This is a genomic window from Allobaileyella intestinalis (assembly GCF_009695865.1).
Lineage (GTDB): Bacteria > Bacillota > Clostridia > Peptostreptococcales > Anaerovoracaceae > Allobaileyella > Allobaileyella intestinalis.
The window spans coordinates 1-20,054 of sequence record NZ_VUNB01000004.1; the positions used below are offsets into that span (position 1 = coordinate 1).

Consider the following 20,054-nt stretch of genomic DNA (forward strand, 5'->3'; position numbering starts at 1 on the left):
CAAAATTATTATATTATATATTTTGGCGAAGAACAATGTTACATAAAGAAAATACGCCGCTAAAACGGGCATTCCTCCCACGACTTACAGAAGTCGGGGCTTCCTGCCTTGCGGCGTTGGTGAAAATGGAGAAGAAAGTCACAGTTGCATGATTATAGAAGGTGAAAAATAGCGGAATATAAAGTAAACGATTATAAAGAGGCAAAAGACTGGCTGAAGAACACGGACGCCATTCTGATCACGGCGAGCAACGGGCTTTCCATCGCGGAGGGGTATCATATTTTTGCGGATGATGGGTCGTTCAGAAGGTACTTTTGGAAGTTCCGTCAGAAGTACGGCCTGGACTCCCTGATCCGCGGTGTGTTCACGCCGATGACGGCGGCCGATCATGAGGAATATATGCAGACGGTTCATCAGTATTTAATTGACGACTACCATGGCAGTGAGGTAATGAAAAACCTGCTTTCAATTGTCAGGAATAAACCATATTTTATCGTGACCAGTAACGGCGACGCGCATTTTCAGATGAATGGTTTTGACCGGGACAGAATCTTCGAAGTGGAAGGTAACTTCGAAGGCCTTACGGAGGGGTCTGAGGAGTGGAACGGCCAGCGGCAGAGATTTTACGCATTCCTTCAGGAGTATTCCGAGCAGAATGCTCTGCTCTTTGAGCTTGGCATTGGGAGCCGGAACCAGCTGATCAAAGCCCCGACGATGGGAATGGCAGCGGAATACCCTTCCTGGAAGTTCATTACGATGAATATGCCGGGAGAAATCAACGTTCCGGATGCGCTGGCAGACAGGACATTAGCCCTGACAGGTGATATCGGAGAAAACTTAAGGAATCTTTTGAATGAATGAGAGCCTGAACATGAGGTTACAGACTATGAAGTCAAATGGACGATCCGGAAAAATCAGAATTGACCTATGTGAAAAGGGAGGCGGAGGAGAGTCTGCCGAGGAAGAAAACAGCGCGGTCGAACTGGCCGTGAAATCGGAATTTACCTATTAAGACATATAAATTGTTGACAATAAAGCTCCTATATAGTATGTTTTTAATAAACTACTATATAGGAGCATTTGTATGGACATGAATGGAGGATTTCTTGTCACCAAAATAAAACAGCTTGGAGACCGGATTTTCGAGAAGATTCTCAGTGAAAAGAATATTGATGCGTTTAATGGAGCCCAGGGACGTATTCTTTATGTGCTGTGGCAGGAGGATGGTATCTCAATCAGGGCACTCTCGACTAAATGCGGATTAGCGATAACATCTCTTACTACGATGCTGGAAAGAATGGAAAATCAAGGGCTGATAAGCCGTGTTCAGTCTGAAACGGACAAAAGAAAAACACTCCTGTTTCTGACTGAGAAAGCACATGCCTTAAAGGGCGTGTACGATTCTGTATCTGATGAGATGGGCAGTATTTACTACAAAGGTTTTTCAGAGGAAGAAATTACCCAGTTTGAGGAATACCTCGACCGCATCAGAAAGAATCTTGAGGAGTGGCAGAAGTCATGAGTATTTGTATCAAAGATCAGATTCAGAACATGAATATCGTCATTGGCTGCAAATTGGGGTGTACATATTGCTATGCCCGCAACAATGTGAAACGCTGGCATATGATTGATGACTTCGCTTACCCTGAATTCTTTCCGGGTAAGCTCAAGATGATGGAAAAGAAACGTCCGCAGAACTTTCTACTTACCGGCATGAGCGATCTCTCCGGATGGAAGCCGGAATGGAGAGACGAGGTATTTGCAAAGATCCGCGAAAATCCACAGCATCAGTTCCTGTTCCTTACCAAGCGACCTGATTTGCTGGATTTTGATACCGATCTGGAAAACGCATGGTTTGGCGTTACGGTGACGAGGAAAGCAGAACTGTGGCGTATCGACGCCATTCGGAAAAATGTCAGAGCAAAACATTACCACGTTACCTTTGAGCCGTTATTCGACGATCCCGGCATAGTTGACCTTTCCGGAATCAATTGGATCGTTGTGGGCACCATGACCGGAGCTCAGAGCAGGAAGATTCATACGAAGCCGGAATGGGCATGGTCTCTGACGGACCAGGCACATAGGCTCGGCATTCCGGTGTTTATGAAGGAAGACCTTGTCCCTATCATAGGGGATGAAAATATGATTCAGAAAATGCCGGAAGAATTTAATAAAGTGTTAGAGGCACAGAAATCATGGAAGAAGTAATAAATGGAATCCTCATTCGTGAGGTGGAAACAAAGAACATCATGACAAAGTCTAGTCTGCCGGTAGGCGGTTACTCGGTCAATCCCTATGTGGGCTGTACACATGCCTGCAAGTATTGCTATGCTTCTTTTATGAAGCGCTTTACCGGGCACAAGGAGGAATGGGGCACTTTCCTTGATGTGAAGCATTGGCCGGAAATTAAAAATCCGAAGAAATATGCCGGACAGCGGGTAGTCATCGGTTCTGTGACAGATGGCTACAATCCACAGGAGGAGCAATTCGGGAATACCAGAAAACTTCTGGAGCAGCTGATCGGCAGTGACGCAGATATTCTGATCTGCACAAAGTCGGATCTTGTGGTACGGGATATTGATCTGCTGAAGAAGCTTGGACGTGTAACCGTTTCATGGTCAATCAACACACTGGATGAAAATTTCAAGAACGATATGGACTCTGCTTCGAGCATTGAGCGCCGTATCTCTGCTATGAAGCAGGTATATGAAGCAGGTATCCGTACAGTCTGTTTCGTATCCCCGGTATTCCCCGGTATCACGGATTTTGAAGCAATCTTTGATCGGGTAAAGGATCAGTGCGATCTGTTCTGGCTCGAAAATCTCAATCTTCGAGGCAGTTTCAAAAAGACAATTATGGATTATATCGCCGGAAAATATCCTGATCTGGTACCACTTTACGACGAGATCTATAACAAGCATAACCGTAGCTACTTTGAAGCACTTGAAGTAAAAGCTGAGAAAATGGCTAAGAAGTATGATTGTGCCTTTGTGGATAATGAAATGCCTTATGGCAGAGTTCCACAGGGGCATCCGGTGATCGTAGATTATTTCTATCATGAAGAAATCCGTGGGACAGAGAATACCGGAAAAAGAAATCGCTAACTTCCAGTTCAATGTGTTTTGCAATGTCGCTGATATCATTGAAGGTAATGGAGCATCATATTTCTGACAAATTCCCGAACAGCATGTCCCTACCTTGACCAATTCCCAGACAGCATGAACCAGTATGATTATTTTTTCTACTGTCTCGGGGCATGTGGAGACGGTCTGCCTCTTAACCCGAAAGAGAAGCATGACGCGATAGTGGAGGCATTTCGGCACTTCGAGAAGGTTGAATAGAGACAGCTAATAAGCAAAAAATCACTCTAAGTCATGAAAAAAGATGTGAGAGCACTTGATGATAAGTGTTCTCACATTATTTGCACGTGGTCATGCATCAGATAAGAAATGCACTTAAATCGCCAATAGGCTTGATTTTTGGGTGAAGAAGCGCGGCAAGATGTGGGACGCCGAGAAGCGCCTTAAGGCGGCGAACAGCGCAATCAGGCGAGAATGCGACAGGTCGGTTGATATGCAGCACAGGCGGACGCCTAGCGTGAAGGAAGCGCAAGAGGAAGAGCAAGAGCAGTACGATTGATGATGAGGGCTTGTGCGTTCAGTGCATGCACATTGGTTCTTATGACGATGAGCCTGCCACAGTCGCACTTATGCATGAATACATGGAGCAGCAGGGCTATATTCTGGATATTACAGAGCAAAGTTTGCATCATGAAATATATCTGAGCACGATGGAAAGGACGGTATTTTTCGAGCAATTGTAGCTGATGGTAAAATTGTCTGAAACATCTCAGTCGAGCAAAAATCAGATGTCTACTGCAAGGACGGAGAGATCGGGTATCTGCTCTTGACAGATTGCTGGTCAAAGGGAATCATGACAGAAGCTGTTCGTCAGATTTGTGCCGCAGTCTTTTTGGAATTAGATATCATCCGCATCACAGGGCTTGTATATGCTCCGAATGTGGCATCACAGAGAGCGCTGGAGAAAAATAATAGCTTTATACGGGAAGGCAAAGGCCGCATCTGTGCCGCCTCTATGCGGCGGTCAGCACTATAAATCTCCGCGTATACGTGCTAGAATCATAGATAAAACATAGAGAGGAAGCAAAAGTGAACGGAAGCAAAAAAATAAAAATCCTGGTGGCCGTGATAGCGGCAGCTGTACTCTGCTGCGGTGCAATCTGGTATATACACATTCAGCATTCGAAAACCTACAGTGTCCCCCTCGTGATTAACGCAGAAGGGCTGGATACGAAGCAGGGGACGAAAATTCCCATACACGTAAAAGGGAAGGATATTTGGGGGACCGCTGTTAACAAGTCTTTTTATGGCGGCACATCGTCATCTGATATTGCACTTAAACCTGGAAAATACACGTTCACTGTGAGTCATTCTCCTATTGCAAAAGATGGGACAATATATAATGTCGATGGCGCAAGCACAGATGTCAGCATTTCCAAAGACGGCAAAGTTTCAGTTAAGTCGGAAATCACAATCACACCGATTGCCGCAGAAAAAGTGACGGACGAAGAAATCAAAAAAGCCTGCGATGCGGCGAAAGACAGCGGAATCAGCACTTCTAAATTGAAAACGCTCAAGAAAAAAGCGCAGACACGCAGAGATGATGCGGTGGCTGAAAAAACAGCTGCATCTTCGAGTGGACACGATTACAGCAACGACTATTTCTATATTGATGTGCCGGATAACTGGACATCAAGGGATTGGAGCGTGGAGCAGATCAATAGCGTGAAGTGGAAGCTTGAATACAAGCCGAATAATCACCCGGTTGGAGGTGCTACCATTGTGGTTGCAGCGGATAATCCTTGGCCCAATATTTACGTAAAAGACCTCGGCAAATTAGCAAATGGACAGAACGTATATGTCACTTTTGCCGGAGGTGGTCTTTCGGAGGTTTCTTTTGGTTTGAACAGTACATGGTCTAACAACCATGAATATGCTCAAGAAAATGGCCTTACGGATGAAGGCGAGACGGACTGGAATGCGATTTGGAAAGCCCGCGATACGATGAGAAAAGAACAAACAGGAAAATGAGGGGTCCCCAGAATCCTGAACACATTGACTAGCGGCGCCATGTAACAACTGGATGCTGACCTGTACCTTACAGGCGGCATCCAGTTTGTTTTTTATGAAAGGGAAATAGAATTGACAATTTCAAAATATTACTGTTATCAATTTTATGAAAATGCATTGCAATTAGCATAAAAATTACTTACCTTGTTATCAACAAGGAGGTGAATATCGATGAAGAATTCCACGCTGGTAAGGCTTGATTTATTCGCAAAATTTACTGTTTCTATTATAGAACAGTAAAAGGAGGAACTTCGAAAATGGAGTATGTTGTCGTTGGAATATGCATTGTGGCGGTGGTAGCCATTGTTGCTTTGCTAACTTATAGGGGAAAACGAGTGAGTTCGCCCGAAGATGAGGATAAATCTGATAAGGATAGCGGTACGATAATTACAAAGCAAATCAGCGAATTATCTCAGTCAGATCAAAAGCTCAATGAACTTGTTATTCAGATGGAAATGCTCCCTGCAGAAGAAATACCGGACGAGAGTAGGCTGGTAGAGATAACTGATAGTAAAGTTCTGGCACGGGTGAATAATCTTGTTCCCGGATTGGCGCAAGCTGGTGTAGCTGGGACAAATGCAGTCCAAGCTGCAAAAGCGGGAAACGAAGTATTGTATCGTGCCATAATTCCGGCTGGTGCTAAGCTTACCAATTCTCAGGCTATGGAAGGAGCGGTTCGAGGATTTTATCGCGGTGCTGATGGAATTCAAGGTCATGCAAATCTTGTGGCAGTTCAAGCTCAAAAAGGAACTGCTGTAGTAGCAAACACTGCAGCGGCAGCTATGGGAGTTGCGTCAATGGTTGTCGGGCAGTATTACATGACGCAGATAAATGCGGAATTGGGTGAAATCAGCGATGGTATATTTAAAATGTCTGATTTCCAAGACAACGAGTTTCGAAGCCGAGTTTTTTCGCTCGTTGCTCATGTTAAGAAAATTGCTGATTTTCAAGTAGAGATCCTTGAGAATGATGAATTGAGGCTGTCAAAGATTGCACAGCTCGATAGTCTGGAAGAAGAATGCACGCAGTTGCTTGGTCAGGTCAATTTAACACTGGCTGGCTATTCAAAGAAAAACGATCTGGATTATACAGCCTATGAAAAGGAATTAAAAGAGGCGCAAAACTGGTATACGTACCAGAAAGCATTACTTGATGTTCTGTATAAGATTTCCGACTTGAGGTATACGCTTCATATGGGTGCTGTATCAAGAGAGCAATGTGTAGCGCTATTGCCGACATACACAAAGCAGGTGGAAGATACCCAAGCATTATTGACTGGGTGGCATCAGACATCCGTAAAACGATTAGGCATTGATACCGATGAAATCAGGCGTAAAAGAACTGGCTTCGATGGTGTTATTCACTTTCTTCCCGGATTATTTAACGACGAACGTAATTTCAGGGCGATTGACGAAAAAACAGTGGGCATGATAACGGCTCAAGCGTCAGCGAAATCTATTGAACATCCGCAGGATAACAGTGAACTGTACGCCGAGGATGTGCAACTGATTTCAAAAGACGGTAAAATCTTCTATTTGCCAATAGATAAAGCAGAATAAATAAAGAGAAAGGCTCCTCACTACTGATTAAGTTCAGTGGCGAGGAGTCTTTTTATGCTTCGATTTCGATTGTGATGTCGGACTTGAATTCCACGGTGAAGTGGTCGGAGAAGACGGTGATCTTCTCGATGAGCTTTTTGACCAACGCATCATCGAACTCTGTGATGTCGGTTTCCTGCCCGGAGTTGAAGACTTGAAGCTCCTTGATCCGGTTCATGGCTTCTTCCCGGTGATAACTATCGACCTCGGACTTTTCTTTTTGGTCACGGAGCCGGAAAATCTCATCATCGATGGCATTGTATGGCTCTGATGTGGCAGTTGATAGAGTAAATATATTTCTCTATCAGCCGTTTTTTTACTGATAAGCATTGATATATCGCGAATAATAGATATAATAGGTGCATGGATAAGATTGAAATTTTTAAAGCACTATCAAATGAAACACGGCTCAGTATTATTGAGTGGTTGAAGGAACCGGAGAAAAACTTTCCGCCGCAGGGAGGACATTTTGATGATGTGGTGAATCTGAAAGGCGGTGTGTGTGTTGGAAGCATCCGCGACAAAGCCGGGATATCACAGTCAACCGCATCTCATTACCTGGATATGCTGCAAAAAGCAGGCTTGCTTCTTTCCGAAAGGCACGGAAAGTGGACATATTACAGACGGAATGAAGAGACCATCACTGCGCTGGCAGACTACTTCGGTCACGAAATTTAAGTTGTGCATAGATTAGACGGGATGAAGATCCCGTTTAATTTAAACCATTACATATCGACAAAGCGAGATATAAGGATATATAGAAACGAGGAGGAATTTGTATGCATTTTTCATGTGGAATCGTCAGACCGCCTTATGAGGCTGGTTCCTGTTTTTTACAAGTAACGTCGGGTTGTTCGCATAATAAGTGCCGCTTTTGCACCTTTTACAAGGAAGCACCTTTTTCCGTATCTCCGGAGAGTGAGATACGGGAGGATCTTCAGGAGATCCGGGATTCCGGATGGAAGGTAAAGCGGATTTTTCTGCAGGGGGCAGATCCGTTCCTGCTGAGTTACGACAGGCTTAAAAGAATCATGGACTTGATCAAAGAATATCTGCCATGGGGCGTTTCCGTTGGTGGATATGGCCGGGTTGACAGCGTAAAGAACAAGTCTGTGGAGCAGCTTAAGTCACTGAAAGAAATGGGATACGACATGATCGTATTCGGAATCGAGTCGGGTGATGATGCTGTTCTCGATAAGATGAATAAGGGTTATCATGCCAGTGATATAGTGGAGCAGCTCTCCAAGCTGGATGAAGCAGGAATGCATTATTCTGTCATCTTCTTATACGGGCTGGGAGGCCATGATTATGGAATGGGGCATGCAATAAAAACGGCGGAAGTGTTAAACCACCTGTCGCCTGTCAGGGTATTGGCTTCCGGACTCTCCATCTTCCCTGACACACCGCTTATGGAGGAAGTAAGAAGAGGTGAGTTTGTAGAAGCTACAGAGACAGAGAAGATACAGGAACTATATACCTTTGTGAAGACGCTTGATATCCACACTCTGCTGGATGCAACGAATGTCTCCAACATGATGCCGGTATATGGACATCTTCCAGATGACAAAGAGAAGATACTGGCGATGCTCAAACAGGGAGTGAATGAACAGGGCGAGGAACGGCTTCGGATACGAAGAGACAGCATGAGAAGCCTGTAACCTGGATAAAAATCAGAAGGGCGGTATTTAGATGAAAGTGTATTATATTTTTGACAGCTATTGTGGATGGTGCTATGGGTTTGAAACAATTCTTAAACCGTTTATTGAAGCACATCCGGAATTGGAAGTAACGGCGTTATCAGGTGGATTATTTATGGACGGTCATCCGCTTTCGGCATTTCCGTATATGAGTGATACGAATAAAAGAATTGCGGATATGTTTGGAGTGGAATTCGGCAAGCCATATCTGAACCTGTTAGAAACGGGGAGTATGGTTCCTGATTCGAATGATGCCGCAATAGGATTTGGAGTTCTCAGGAGCTTTTTACCTAAAGGAGAACATGTTAATCTTGCGTCAAAGATGCATGAAGCATTCTATTTGGATGGTAAATCACTTTCTGACGTGGAGACGATCAAATCAATTGCTAAATCCTATGACCTTCCTGCAGACAAGATCGCAGAGGAGTTCATCCGTATTTCTGAAGAGGGCAAGTACCATCCGGACTTTTATGAGGCAAGAAAAATAGGCGTCACATCCTTCCCGACGCTGCTTCTTGAAATAAATGGGAAATATTATGACTTAAAAGGAAGTGCAATTACCCTCAATGATTTAGAGGAAAATCTGAATATCATTAAGGAAAAGGGCGGGATCTTTAATGATGAATACAATACGCCCGTTGCCTGTAATATCGACGGTACAGGTTGTTAATAAGCTATTTGAATGAGGGCATTATGAAACTGACGAAAATCTTTGAACCAATCACGATAACACAAGGTCAGAACGGATCGAGGATTTCATCGGGAAGCTGAAAGAACAGAACGGTGTGATTGAGGAATTTGATCCGTGGCTGTGGGCCTGCATGGTGGATTTCGTCACAGTAGGCCGCCGGAAGGCGCGGATGACTCATTTTTCCTCTGCAAGGAACTGATTCCGGGATACCTCGATGGCGTTACTGGTGTATACCAGACACCGCAGGGATATTATGTGGATGATTCCGATGTGGAGAAATTCGACAAGGGATTCCCCGCAAAGAAGAAGTTGAAACTTCCGGGACAGATTATCTAAACGAGACCAAAGCTCCTCACTACCGGCAAATGCGTCGGCGGCGAGGAGCCTTTTTATGCTTCGATATCGATTGCAAGCCGGGATTTGAATTTCGCGGTGAAGCGGTCGGCAAAGACGGTGATCTTCTCGATGAGCTTTTGACCAGAGCTCTGGAAATCTGATGATTTCAAAAAATCCGGAATCATTCAGCAGACACTATTTATGATTCATTAACCAGCTTCCCTGTCATATGCTCAGGAATGAGTTCAAGGCACTGTACTCTCGGCAGAGCATTTTTCAATTCTTTTTGTAAATACTCTTCATCATCCGTGAACTTTTTGTGAGATTGGTACAGATTTTTATTGCGGTATCCTCATCCTCAATAAGCTTGATTCTGCCAAATACAATTACGCTATTAATATTTAAAGCCCGACAAAGAAAGAAACAGGGGGAACAAGATTATGTACCCGGAGCGCTTGCCTGAATAGCAGAGATCACAAGATCATATGTTCAAGAGCTGGTCAGAAGGAACTGACCAGCCCACTATACACTTCTCACGGAAAACCTTTAATTACAGAAAAACTTTCATACTCCATACGAAGCAGGTATATTTGTCTCTGTTGTTATTTATAATGCAGTACCTTTCCTTGGAATCGAAAACCGGCCCATGTCCAATCCTTCCAGTTCCAGGAGTGCTTTTTTTCTAAGGATTCCTCCGCCGTATCCGGTCAGGCTTCCGTTGGCACCAACAACACGGTGACATGGGACAATGATACAGATAGGATTGTGTCCCACCGCACCGCCCACGGCCTGGGCAGACATTTTTTCAAGACCCCTTTCTCTCGCTATTCTGTCAGCGATCCATCCATATGTGACGGTCTGGCCGAAGGGGATCTGACACATGATCTCGCCCACACGGTTTCGAAAGTCCGAACCAACCAGATGTATTTTCGGCACGAAGCCGGGATCGCGGCCTGTGAAATAAACATCCAGCCACCTTTTCGTCTGTTCAAAATACTCTGTATCTCGTGGAATGGCATCTTTTTTCAGCCCAAGGCCTGTATATCTGCCGCCGTCCGTAAACCAGAGGCCGGTCAGTCCTTCTTCATCACCTGCAAGCAAAATATTTCCCAGAGGTGATTTGTAATGGTTTGTATAGATCATTTCGACCTCCCGATCTTTTTCGCCTTTTTAGAAAAAACTTGTCACCCTCTGAAAAGTGTAACACTCAGAGCGCAAAACACAAGCAAGGTTCCTTAAGGGGAGAGACTTTATCATTTAATAAAGGCGACGTAAACGGCAAAAATAAATGGGTGATGCCAAGAGTATCAACAATAATTTGATTGATCTGCGAGCAAAATTTATAATCTAAGCAAGGCATTTTACAGCGAATCCATATGCAAGCATTTGGAAGACTGACATATATCGCATGTAAACAGGAGGTCGTCCCATGGCGTTTGATTATAAGAAAGAATACAAAGAATTCTACATGCCAGAGAAAAAGCCGTCCATCGTGATGGTCCCAAGCATGAACTACATTGGAGTCCGCGGGAAGGGTGACCCCAATGAGGAAGAGGGAGAATACAAGCAGTCCATTGGCCTGCTCTATGGAATCGCCTATACCATAAAGATGAGCAAGAAAGGCAATCACCAGATGGACGGGTATTTTGATTTCGTGGTTCCTCCTCTTGAAGGCTTCTGGTGGCAGGATGGCGTAAAAGGTGTAGATTACAGTCGTAAGGAAGATTTCCGGTGGATCTCACTTATACGCCTCCCGGATTTCGTGACCAGGGATGAATATCAATGGGCTGTGGAAGAAGGGACGAGGAAAAAGAAAAAGGATTTTTCAAAGATTGAATTCCTGTCAATTGATGAGGGACTTTGCGTTCAGTGCATGCACATCGGTCCTTATGACGCTGAGCCGGAAACAGTAGCGCGGATGCATGAGTTTATTGATCAGCAGGGATATACACTGGATATCACAGATGAGAGACACCACCACGAGATCTATCTCAGCGACGCCAGAAAGGTGGCACCGGAGAAGCTGAAGACCGTAATCAGGCACCCTATAAAGAAAGCATAAAGGAAATATAAATGAACTGGAAAAAAGAAGAATTTAATGTTGATGGAAAGAACTGTATTGCATATATGTGCGGCAAGCCCGGATACCTTCTGCTGCAGCCTGTGGATGAACACGATATAGAAGCCCTGGGTGAGGAGATGGATATCCTGTCTGCAAAGGCAGATGAAGGCATTTTATTTGTTGCTTTTCAGGCCGAGAACTGGAACGATGAACTGTCGCCGTGGGCCATGGCTGCGGTCTTTGGAAAAGAAGGCTTCGGCGGGTCCGCGGGAGAGACTCTTCTTTTTCTAGAAAAAAAGTTACTGCCTCAGGTCCGTGAAAAATACCGCCTTGACGAAAACGTCAGGATCATCTTAGGGGGATATTCGCTGGCAGGGCTGTTCAGCCTTTGGAGCGGCTATCAGACGAAAACCTTCGATGCCATAGCCGCCGCTTCTCCATCTGTGTGGTTCGAAGGCTGGGTTCAATACGCAGAAGAACACAAGCCTATGACAGATATCATCTATCTCAGTCTGGGAGACAGAGAGGAAAAAACAAAGAACCAGATAATGAGGCGTGTGAGGGATTCTATCAGAACTCAGGCGGAAATCCTGAAAGAGCAGAACATCATGTCCACATTAGAGTGGAATGCAGGCGGCCATTTTCAGGATTCAGGGAAAAGAACGGCAAAGGGATTTCTGTGGTGCATAGAAGCAGATAAATGGAGGTAAGAATGACTGACGAACAATTTTCTCAAGCTATCTCCTTCTGGACGAAGAAGGATCAGGGAGAAAAGAGGCTGGATCAGAAGAGGCTTTCCGGGTGGATTGACGACTTTCTCTCTTCTCACAAGGTACTGGCCCTGGCAGTCAGCACCAGGGATTTCATCCGCTGCACACCTCTGGAATATTCATGGCATGATGGTGCGCTGTGGATATTCACAGAAGGGGGCATGAAGTTCAAGGCCCTGCAGGAGAACCGGCATGGAGCAGCGGCGATCTTTGATCCTGACCCATCTTTCGGCGGTCTGAAGTCCATTCAAGTTGAAGGAAATATAGATATAATAGAGCCTTTTACTGATGAATATAATTCAGCAGCAGCTTTCCGGAAGATTCCACTGGAGACACTGAAAAAGCTGGCTGAGCCCATGTGGCTCCTTAAACTGGTGCCGGAAGAAATGACCTGTCTTAATTCAGACTTCAAGAAAAACGGATATGGAACCAGACAGATCTGGCATTCAGTTGGTGAAACGGGAGGAACAGTGCGTATTGAAACTGAAAGAGCGGTATGCAATTGACAAGTGTTGATCCCTCGGCATTAAGCATAAATGGCAGGACTTTTGACAAGTTGAACTATGAGTATCGGACAAATTGATCAAGCGCTGATAAGAAAGGAGATTTTGATATGAATAATTTTCTCGATCTGGCAAAAGAGCGTTACTCAGTGCGTAAATTCACTGACAAGCCTATAGAAAAGGATAAGTTGGAAAAAATTCTGGAAGCAGCCAAGGTGGCGCCGACGGCAAAAAATCTTCAGCCAGTGAAGATATATGTGCTTCAGAGCTAGGAAGCTCTGGATAAGATAAATAGTCTGACCAGGTGCATCTTCGGGGCTAAAACAGTATTCCTGATCGCCTATGATAAGGAAAAAGAGTGGCACAATCCCCTGGAAGAGGGCGTGAGATCCGGACAGGAAGATGCTTCGATCGTTGCAACTCACATGATGATGGAAGCAGCAGACCTGGGAATAGGCACATGCTGGGTAAACTTTTTCCCAAACACAGAGACCGCAAAAGCCTTCGGCCTGCCGGACAATCTTGTTCCGGTTCTCCTGATGCCTGCAGGATATGCAGACCCGGACTGCAAGCCGGCCCCGAGGCACACTGAGTATCCAGAATGGGACAGCATGGTGGAGTGACTGTAATAGCATGCCTTTCTAAAGAAAAATCCCCATCATTATACAGAACTGGGACAAGGAGTTTACTATCTGTTCTATCCAGTTAGCTTTTGGGTTTCTCCGGTCCTGGCTTCTGGCCAGCCATGTCATTATCACCAGGCCGGCTGCTCCGCAGAGGAAAAATAACAGAGCTGGCATGTGTACCATATGTCCGGCAACGGCGCCGAAGGACCAATTCCTGTGATCAATTATGAGAGCTATAAGCACCAGCAGGAAACCGGCAGGCATAAGAAACCCCATCTGCCTGCTGAGAAAAGGCACGTCTTTGTGAACCAGGGCGATGACGAATTTCCAGCCTGCTTTAAGTGCTCCGGCAATAATCACAAGGGTGACTCCAATACGGAAAAATATGCTGTCAAAACGCATTGCCAGGATAGCTGAGCTGATGCTGAAAAACAGCACTGGCAGACAGTCCACAATGGCCATGGCAAGAGAAAATCCCTCAGGCACGGCCGAAGAAACCCGACTATTCGAAATTTCTTTTTTCCTGTTCTTATTCATATTCATTACGCCACCAGCCATTTATGATCTTTCACCGAGTAGAGAGGAATGAAGGGAATCATGATCGGTGTGGCGGATTTGTATTTCCGGTATTCCGGATCATTTCCGTAGTTCTTGTCCTGACGGATCTCAAGCCTGCGGGCTCCGCCGAACATAACGTAGATGATCCCGGCGTAACCGAGGATGGCGACGATCCACTGAAGGGTGCTGCTGTATACATTCAAGCCTGAGATGAATACTCCAGTCCAGAAGACCATCTCCCCGAAATAGTTGGGACAGCGCACCAGGCGGAACAGGCCGGTGTCTACAAAACGGCGGGGATTCTTTTTCTTAGCTTTGTTTTTCTGAAGGTCTGCGGTTGTTTCCAGGATAAGTCCGGCAGCAGAAATTACAAGGCCTGCCATGCAGAATCCATCGGTGCCACTTCCTTCCATGAGGCGGAAAGTAACAGGAGAGGTCTGAAGGGCATACAGAATCGCTGCTGAGATCCAGATTCCCATCTTAGCCGCAAAGGAGACTCCGTCATTAGTTTTTACCTCTCCCTTCATGCGCCCGGCATACGCAGTTTTCAGATCCCGGTAGGCCAGATATCCGGACAGCCTGCAGCCGTATACAATAAACAGCACGCACTCCAGAATCGTTCCCACGGTTAGTACCCGGGAAAATAGAAACAGAAGGCCTGCACCAATCAGTGCAACGGCTGCGCCGTACCCCAGTGAGATGAACCACACGTATTTGCGGAAACCGCAGGAGCTGGCGATCATGGCCAGCACAAAGATCATCAGAAATGTTTTCATGTTTCTCCTCGAATATTGCTTGAAAGGTTCTATGTAATTGAAGCATAATCAATGATAGCGACAGGTGTCGTTATTTTCAATGCTTTTCAGCGGGAAAACCAATATCTGCAACAGAGGAGGGGGAGGTGTCGCTTTTTGAGAAGAAAAAATCTTGATCACAGCCTGATCCGGGAATATCTGACTGAGGCTCTTATGCAGCTCATGGAAAAAAAGGATTATGGTGATATCTCAGTTGGCGAGATCGCAGAGAGGGCGGGGGTGCACAGAGCCACTTTTTACAGGCATTTCAGCTCAAAAGAAGATGTGCTTCGCTGCTGCCTTTCAGAAATAATAAAGGAAGCTGAAGGTGACAGAGAAATTCTTCAGAAGGACTTTGCTTCTTTTATTAAGCCTGTCTTCCAGGCACTGTATGATAAGAAAAAACAGATTCTTTCCATGGACAGTGCAGGGCTTTCGGGACTGCTCATGGATGTTTTGAGGGACTATTTCGATTTTGACGAAGAAAAAGAATTGGAAGATCAGGGCACAAATGACGCGGCTAGAGATCAATACCGGACGGCTTACCGGATTGGCGGGATTTATTCCTGTTTGCTCCTGTGGTTTTCTCATGATATGAGGGAGACACCGGAGGAAATGGCACAGATCGCTTCGTCCTTGTAAGAGCTTTTCTAGCACATGTTCGCGTTGGAATATATACGAAATGTTTAATGACTTCTTGAAGAATACAATCATAAAGGATGCATACCGGTAAACAGTTGTATTGATACATTGACAATTGTAAATGCGTTTGCTATCATATGTCCGGAATCTGGAGGTGGTTCAATGGGGTTACGGGAAGATGTAAAAAAAATAAAGGCGCTTACCGATGAAAATCGACTTGCCATCATGCTTGCTCTTCAGCATGGGGAAAAGTGCGGATGTGAGCTGCTGGAGGAACTGAATATTACTCAGCCAACCCTGTCTCACCATATGAAGATCCTTTCAGACAGCGGACTGGTCGAATACTATAAAGAGGGAAAGTGGATGCATTATTTCATTTCTTCAGAAGGGGTGAAAGAATTCCGCGAAATGATCGGTTCATATGCAAGATGTGACTGTGAAACAGACTCCAGTGTTCCCTACGGGTGTAAATGCAAAGCACAGGGCCAGCGATAATGCTGTAATAAGTTTTATAAACACAGGCAATCCATTGAGATTGCCTATTGCAATACTCATATGGGTAATGATTTATCCAATGATGATAAAAGTCGATTTCCAGAGCATAAAACAAGTTGGAAAAAATCCGAAGGGACTGTTCATTACCTGGGTAACTAACTGGCTCATAAAACCCTTCACCATGTACGGAATAGCATATCTGTTCTTGTTTATAGTTTTCAAAGCCTTCATAACTCCAGAGCTGGCCACTGAATATCTTGCCGGTGCGGTTCTTCTGGGAGCAGCACCGTGTACAGCAATGGTTTTTGTGTGGAGTACTCTGACAAAAGGAAATCCGGCCTATACAGTTGTACAGGTGGCAACTAACGACCTTATCATCCTTGTGGCTTTTGTGCCTATTGTGAAGTTCCTGCTGGGAGTTTCAAACGTGGCAGTTCCTTACAGCACACTTTTTGTAAGCATTTTTCTGTTTGTGGTAATTCCTCTTCTTGGCGGTATTATTACCAGGATAACAGTCATCAAGAACAGAGGAGAGGATTACTTGGAAAATATTTTCATCCATAAGTTCGATAATGCAACGACTGCCGGGCTGCTGTTGACGCTGGTGATAATTTTCAGTTCCCAGTCAGAGGTGATCCTGTCAAATCCAATTCACATTATTCTGATCGCCGTGCCGCTGATCATTCAGACCTTTCTGATATTTTTTATTGCTTACGGCGCTTGTGCTCTGTTTAAGCTGCCTCATGATATTTCTGCACCAGCGGCAATGATTGGCGCTTCCAACTTCTTTGAACTGGCTGTGGCAGTTGCAATTGCACTTTTCGGAACAACTTCACCGGCAGCACTTGCAACAACAGTTGGTGTATTGACTGAAGTACCTGTGATGCTGATTCTTGTAAAAATAGCAAATAAAAGGAGTCAGGTGGATCGATAATGTGGAATAGTTCAATCCATATCTTGATGATGAGGAAAAAGAGTGGCTGAAGAAATACACAAGAGAGGTATAGCCGTAGATTTATTCAGAGAAGACGGGGGACCCCCAAGGGGTCCTTCGTTTTTTTCAAGGTGCTTATTGGTAAATTCCATTGATGGGAAGTATAATTAAATGTAAGTATAATCGCCAAGGAGTCATAAAAAAATGAATGAAAAGTCATCGGGTACATATATTATCGATGAAGATTACAATGTTTTATTTATCAATAACACTATAAAAGAACTATATCCGTCTCTTGAAGTAGGCAAGAAGTGCTATCAGTGTCTCATGAATCTGGATGAGCCCTGTCCTCCATGTCCTGTGGCCAATAATATTCAGGGGCCTCAGACATATCTGGACCCTATTCGCAACATCTATGAAACGGTGGACGCAGTTGAAGTCACCATGGGAAATGGAAAAATTGGTCACGCCCTTGTAATGAGTACTGTTGGTGAAAGCGCTACTATTTCAGCAAAGCTTCCCCGCACGAAAGAGGAGCTGAACAAGCTGCTGGAACAGGAGTATTTTGACACCCTTACAGAAGGATATTCAAGAAAGGGGTTTATCCGCCAGTCAGAGCGGATTTTTTCCAGAAACAATAAGACGGACTACGGATTGATCTTGTTCGACATACGCAATTTCAAGGCGTTGAACGACACCTTTGGAAATGAGGCGGGAGACCGGATTCTCCAGTTCGTTTTTGCAAAGCTTAGGGACAGCTTCCTTAAACCTGTAGTGTCTGCACGGCTGGAGTCAGACAAGTTTCTTTTCCTTGTACAGAAGAAAAATCTCCAGAAAAATAGTCTGGAAAACATTCTCACTATGGAGTGGCCCAGAGACGACCGCAATATTACCATGCACTTGCGCTGCGGTATATATTTTGTGGAAGATTCAGAACTTTCTGTGTCACACATGGTGGATAAGGTTATTTTCGCCAAAAAGAATACAGATCTCTGGAAAGATGGAAATGTTGCTCTGTTTGACCCTGCAGTGGTTGAGAAGTACATAGACCAGGTAGAAATTATTTCAACGTTTAACGACAGCCTGAGAAATAACGAATTCAAAATTTACTATCAGCCTGTTGTTGAGACTGCGTCGGGAAAGATCTGTTCTGCTGAGGCCCTTATCAGGTGGGAGCACCCTACTCAGGGATTTATAGGTCCGGACAGGTTTATTCCTGCACTGGAAACCAGCGGATTCATAACGCAGCTTGACAGATATGTTCTGAGAAAGGTTTACGATCTTCAGAACGACTTGAGAAATAAGGGCAGCCAGATAGTACCTGTCTCAATTAATCTGTCCCGTCAGGATTTTTACGATGACTCATTCATAAACGAAATACTTGATCTCACCCAGGAAAGTCTGCTGCCGGCAAAGTACATTCACTACGAGATAACGGAAACAGCAGTGTCAATTCTGAAGGAAAACTGCGACTATCTTATTCAGCAGATACGTCAGGCCGGTTCCAAGGTATTGCTGGACGATTTTGGAAAAGGATATTCGTCCCTTGGAATGGTCAGCGATTATGCCTTTGACATGGTTAAGATAGACAAGTCTTTCATTGACCAGATAGTTACAAAACCGACTGCAAGAGCTGTTATTGAATCCACCATCAACCTGTGTCATGTCATAGGTCTTCAAACGGTGGCAGAAGGAGTGGAAAACCCCCAGCAGCTCAAGTACCTGAAGGAGCTAGGCTGTGATTGTATTCAGGGATATTACTATTCAGAACCTCTTTCAGAAGAAGAATATCGTGAATATTTAAATTCAAACTTGATTTCCGATTCTGAAGAAACCAGCGGGCCAGTGGAAAACAGGCCTCATCAGTTCGACCTTCACACCATTCTCGATCTCGTTGACCATTCAGGACAGTTTATCCAGGTTTGTTACCCGGAGGACCATACAATGGTATATGCAAATGCTTTGACGAAGATGGTCTCTGGTCATCCGGATCTTCCTTACGAAGGGAAGAAGTGCTATCAGTATATGCTGGGCCTTAACGCTCCATGCGGTCATTGTCCTATGAAACTCATGGACGGTGAGACGGAAAAAGAAGTTGAAGTAGACGACGGAATTCACACATTTGCGCTGAAAGCAAGATATACTACATGGAACGGCAGAAAGGTCTTTATCGAATACGGACGTGATGTAACAAATACAAAAACAGCACAAAGACGTTATGCCGATCAGCTGCGCAGCATTCTGGAGAATATTCCCGAGGGTCAAGGTGTTTTCCACATGGACCTGACAGCTGACAGATGGCTGAGCTCTCAGGGAAAAGCCCGTAACGCCAGAGAGATGCAGGGACTGGGAAGTGTAGATGAACTGATCAGACGCATTGCATCCTTTGTCCCAGACAAAGAAGGACAGGATCATTTCTTCAGTGTTTTCTGCAGGGATTCACAGCTGGAAGAATACGGGAACAACAAGCGCCAGATCATTCTGGAAACAAAATCCTATTATGATGATCTTTCTATCAGATGGTCCCGGATCACTGCCCACATGATAGACAACCCTTCAAACAATCATGTTGAGAGCATCATTTATGGTGTGGATATTTCCAAAGAAGTGCAGCAGCATGAAGAATGGGAGGGAAACCAGCTCCGCAAGGAGGTGGATGAGGCATGGAAATTGTACGCCCAGGCTGACAGGGACAGGCGCTACGATTGTCTTACCGGTCTGAACAGCCGTCTGGATCTTTACAACGTTCTGAACCGGGAAAAAGGACAGAAGGACGGAAAGGTTAGGGAGGTGCTGTTTATCGATATCGATAACTTCAAACTGGTTAATGACAATTACGGCCACGACGGTGGTGATTCCTGTCTGAAGACTCTGGGAAAAATCCTGCAGGACTTCGGTACAGCTAACGGCATAACCTTTTACCGTTACGGCGGAGAGGAATTTGTAGGATTGACCTCTGATCACAGACTTGATATTGGGAAAAAAGCAGAAGATCTTCTGGAAAAGATTAGAAATACCAAGATACATATCAGAGAAAATACAGACATATATATTACCGTGTCAATAGGTTATACATCGAAGCCAGAGGATTATCAAAACATGATAAGAAGGGCTGATAAAGCCATGTACAAGGCCAAGTCAGAAGGCAAAAACAGGGTTGCCTGTGTAGATTGACTGGGAAGAAATTTGAAGCTGCAA

At 44.8% G+C, this 20,054-nt stretch carries 23 protein-coding genes and 1 pseudogene; 20 read left to right on the forward strand and 4 right to left on the reverse strand.

The window, feature by feature from the left end; genetic code table 11:
• The first annotated feature begins 399 nt into the window (after nucleotides 1-399).
• From FYJ66_RS04990 to FYJ66_RS05025, 8 genes are all read left to right on the forward strand, one after another.
• Nucleotides 400-861, forward strand: coding sequence for a hypothetical protein (locus FYJ66_RS04990; RefSeq protein WP_206156999.1), 462 nt, complete (start codon nucleotides 400-402; stop codon nucleotides 859-861).
• A gap of 223 nt (nucleotides 862-1,084) precedes the next feature.
• Complete coding sequence (locus FYJ66_RS04995) at nucleotides 1,085-1,522, forward strand: radical SAM mobile pair system MarR family transcriptional regulator (RefSeq protein ID WP_154572425.1); 438 nt, start codon at nucleotides 1,085-1,087, stop codon at nucleotides 1,520-1,522.
• Nucleotides 1,519-2,208: a radical SAM mobile pair protein A gene (locus FYJ66_RS05000; protein WP_154572426.1), complete on the forward strand. Its 690-nt coding sequence runs from the start codon at nucleotides 1,519-1,521 to the stop codon at nucleotides 2,206-2,208. Before FYJ66_RS04995 ends, FYJ66_RS05000 begins: the two co-directional genes overlap by 4 nt.
• Complete coding sequence (locus FYJ66_RS05005) at nucleotides 2,196-3,104, forward strand: radical SAM mobile pair protein B (protein WP_154572427.1); 909 nt, start codon at nucleotides 2,196-2,198, stop codon at nucleotides 3,102-3,104. The genes FYJ66_RS05000 and FYJ66_RS05005 overlap by 13 nt, the downstream gene beginning before the upstream one ends.
• A 560-nt stretch (nucleotides 3,105-3,664) precedes the next feature.
• Nucleotides 3,665-3,823 (forward strand): hypothetical protein, encoded by a 159-nt coding sequence (locus FYJ66_RS05010; RefSeq protein WP_465250559.1) that lies wholly within the window; start codon nucleotides 3,665-3,667, stop codon nucleotides 3,821-3,823.
• Nucleotides 3,824-3,891: 68 nt separating this feature from the next.
• Nucleotides 3,892-4,116, forward strand: a complete 225-nt coding sequence (locus tag FYJ66_RS09310) for a GNAT family N-acetyltransferase (protein WP_417281402.1) — start codon at nucleotides 3,892-3,894, stop codon at nucleotides 4,114-4,116.
• Nucleotides 4,117-4,169: 53 nt separating this feature from the next.
• Nucleotides 4,170-5,111 carry a hypothetical protein gene (locus tag FYJ66_RS05020; protein WP_206157000.1) on the forward strand — a complete coding sequence of 314 codons (942 nt, stop codon included), beginning with the start codon at nucleotides 4,170-4,172 and terminating at the stop codon, nucleotides 5,109-5,111.
• Nucleotides 5,112-5,407: 296 nt separating this feature from the next.
• Nucleotides 5,408-6,709: a hypothetical protein gene (locus tag FYJ66_RS05025; protein WP_154572428.1), complete on the forward strand. Its 1,302-nt coding sequence runs from the start codon at nucleotides 5,408-5,410 to the stop codon at nucleotides 6,707-6,709.
• A gap of 52 nt (nucleotides 6,710-6,761) precedes the next feature.
• Here the strand turns inward: FYJ66_RS05025 and FYJ66_RS05030 are convergent, their stop codons facing one another.
• Nucleotides 6,762-6,926 carry an integrase gene (locus tag FYJ66_RS05030; RefSeq protein WP_154572429.1) on the reverse strand — a complete coding sequence of 55 codons (165 nt, stop codon included), beginning with the start codon at nucleotides 6,924-6,926 and terminating at the stop codon, nucleotides 6,762-6,764.
• 185 nt (nucleotides 6,927-7,111) lie between these two features.
• Here FYJ66_RS05030 and FYJ66_RS05035 point away from each other — a divergent pair, with 185 nt between their 5' ends.
• The 4 genes from FYJ66_RS05035 to FYJ66_RS05050 all read left to right on the forward strand — a co-directional run bounded on the left by FYJ66_RS05035 (nucleotide 7,112) and on the right by FYJ66_RS05050 (nucleotide 9,472).
• A complete protein-coding gene (locus tag FYJ66_RS05035; RefSeq protein ID WP_154572430.1) occupies nucleotides 7,112-7,426 on the forward strand; it encodes an ArsR/SmtB family transcription factor in 315 nt (104 codons plus the stop codon).
• 101 nt (nucleotides 7,427-7,527) lie between these two features.
• The gene (locus FYJ66_RS05040) at nucleotides 7,528-8,406 is read left to right on the forward strand and encodes a B12-binding domain-containing radical SAM protein (protein ID WP_154572431.1); all 879 of its coding nucleotides are present in this window, start codon (nucleotides 7,528-7,530) and stop codon (nucleotides 8,404-8,406) included.
• A gap of 31 nt (nucleotides 8,407-8,437) precedes the next feature.
• Complete coding sequence (locus tag FYJ66_RS05045) at nucleotides 8,438-9,115, forward strand: DsbA family protein (protein ID WP_154572432.1); 678 nt, start codon at nucleotides 8,438-8,440, stop codon at nucleotides 9,113-9,115.
• Between the two features lie 135 nt (nucleotides 9,116-9,250).
• Nucleotides 9,251-9,472, forward strand: a complete 222-nt coding sequence (locus tag FYJ66_RS05050) for a hypothetical protein (protein WP_338071150.1) — start codon at nucleotides 9,251-9,253, stop codon at nucleotides 9,470-9,472.
• A 606-nt stretch (nucleotides 9,473-10,078) separates the two neighbouring features.
• On the opposite strand, the gene FYJ66_RS05055 is transcribed toward FYJ66_RS05050, so the two are convergent.
• Complete coding sequence (locus FYJ66_RS05055) at nucleotides 10,079-10,615, reverse strand: methylated-DNA--[protein]-cysteine S-methyltransferase (protein ID WP_154572433.1); 537 nt, start codon at nucleotides 10,613-10,615, stop codon at nucleotides 10,079-10,081.
• Between the two features lie 286 nt (nucleotides 10,616-10,901).
• Here FYJ66_RS05055 and FYJ66_RS05060 point away from each other — a divergent pair, with 286 nt between their 5' ends.
• The 4 genes and pseudogenes from FYJ66_RS05060 to FYJ66_RS05075 all read left to right on the forward strand — a co-directional run bounded on the left by FYJ66_RS05060 (nucleotide 10,902) and on the right by FYJ66_RS05075 (nucleotide 13,430).
• A complete protein-coding gene (locus FYJ66_RS05060; RefSeq protein ID WP_154572434.1) occupies nucleotides 10,902-11,534 on the forward strand; it encodes a GyrI-like domain-containing protein in 633 nt (210 codons plus the stop codon).
• Between the two features lie 11 nt (nucleotides 11,535-11,545).
• On the forward strand, nucleotides 11,546-12,244 hold the full coding sequence (locus FYJ66_RS05065; RefSeq protein ID WP_154572435.1) for an alpha/beta hydrolase: 699 nt from the start codon (nucleotides 11,546-11,548) through the stop codon (nucleotides 12,242-12,244).
• 2 nt (nucleotides 12,245-12,246) lie between these two features.
• Nucleotides 12,247-12,810: a pyridoxamine 5'-phosphate oxidase family protein gene (locus FYJ66_RS05070; protein ID WP_154572436.1), complete on the forward strand. Its 564-nt coding sequence runs from the start codon at nucleotides 12,247-12,249 to the stop codon at nucleotides 12,808-12,810.
• 107 nt (nucleotides 12,811-12,917) lie between these two features.
• A pseudogene (locus FYJ66_RS05075) lies at nucleotides 12,918-13,430 on the forward strand (nitroreductase family protein).
• Between the two features lie 18 nt (nucleotides 13,431-13,448).
• Here the strand turns inward: FYJ66_RS05075 and FYJ66_RS05080 are convergent.
• Entirely contained in the window at nucleotides 13,449-13,976 is a 528-nt protein-coding gene (locus tag FYJ66_RS05080; protein WP_154572437.1) for a hypothetical protein, read from the reverse strand.
• A complete protein-coding gene (locus tag FYJ66_RS05085; protein ID WP_154572438.1) occupies nucleotides 13,976-14,767 on the reverse strand; it encodes a DUF1295 domain-containing protein in 792 nt (263 codons plus the stop codon). The genes FYJ66_RS05080 and FYJ66_RS05085 overlap by 1 nt, the downstream gene beginning before the upstream one ends.
• Before the next feature lie 135 nt (nucleotides 14,768-14,902).
• On the opposite strand from FYJ66_RS05085, the gene FYJ66_RS05090 reads away from it, so the two are divergent.
• The 4 genes from FYJ66_RS05090 (at nucleotide 14,903) to FYJ66_RS05105 (ending at nucleotide 20,030) form a co-directional block, all read left to right on the forward strand.
• On the forward strand, nucleotides 14,903-15,427 hold the full coding sequence (locus tag FYJ66_RS05090) for a TetR/AcrR family transcriptional regulator (RefSeq protein WP_206157001.1): 525 nt from the start codon (nucleotides 14,903-14,905) through the stop codon (nucleotides 15,425-15,427).
• 162 nt (nucleotides 15,428-15,589) lie between these two features.
• A complete protein-coding gene (locus FYJ66_RS05095) occupies nucleotides 15,590-15,922 on the forward strand; it encodes an ArsR/SmtB family transcription factor (RefSeq protein ID WP_154572440.1) in 333 nt (110 codons plus the stop codon).
• Between the two features lie 34 nt (nucleotides 15,923-15,956).
• Complete coding sequence (gene arsB, locus FYJ66_RS05100; RefSeq protein WP_276529032.1) at nucleotides 15,957-16,856, forward strand: ACR3 family arsenite efflux transporter; 900 nt, start codon at nucleotides 15,957-15,959, stop codon at nucleotides 16,854-16,856.
• 204 nt (nucleotides 16,857-17,060) lie between these two features.
• On the forward strand, nucleotides 17,061-20,030 hold the full coding sequence (locus tag FYJ66_RS05105) for a bifunctional diguanylate cyclase/phosphodiesterase (RefSeq protein ID WP_154572442.1): 2,970 nt from the start codon (nucleotides 17,061-17,063) through the stop codon (nucleotides 20,028-20,030).
• Nucleotides 20,031-20,054 lie beyond the last annotated feature (24 nt).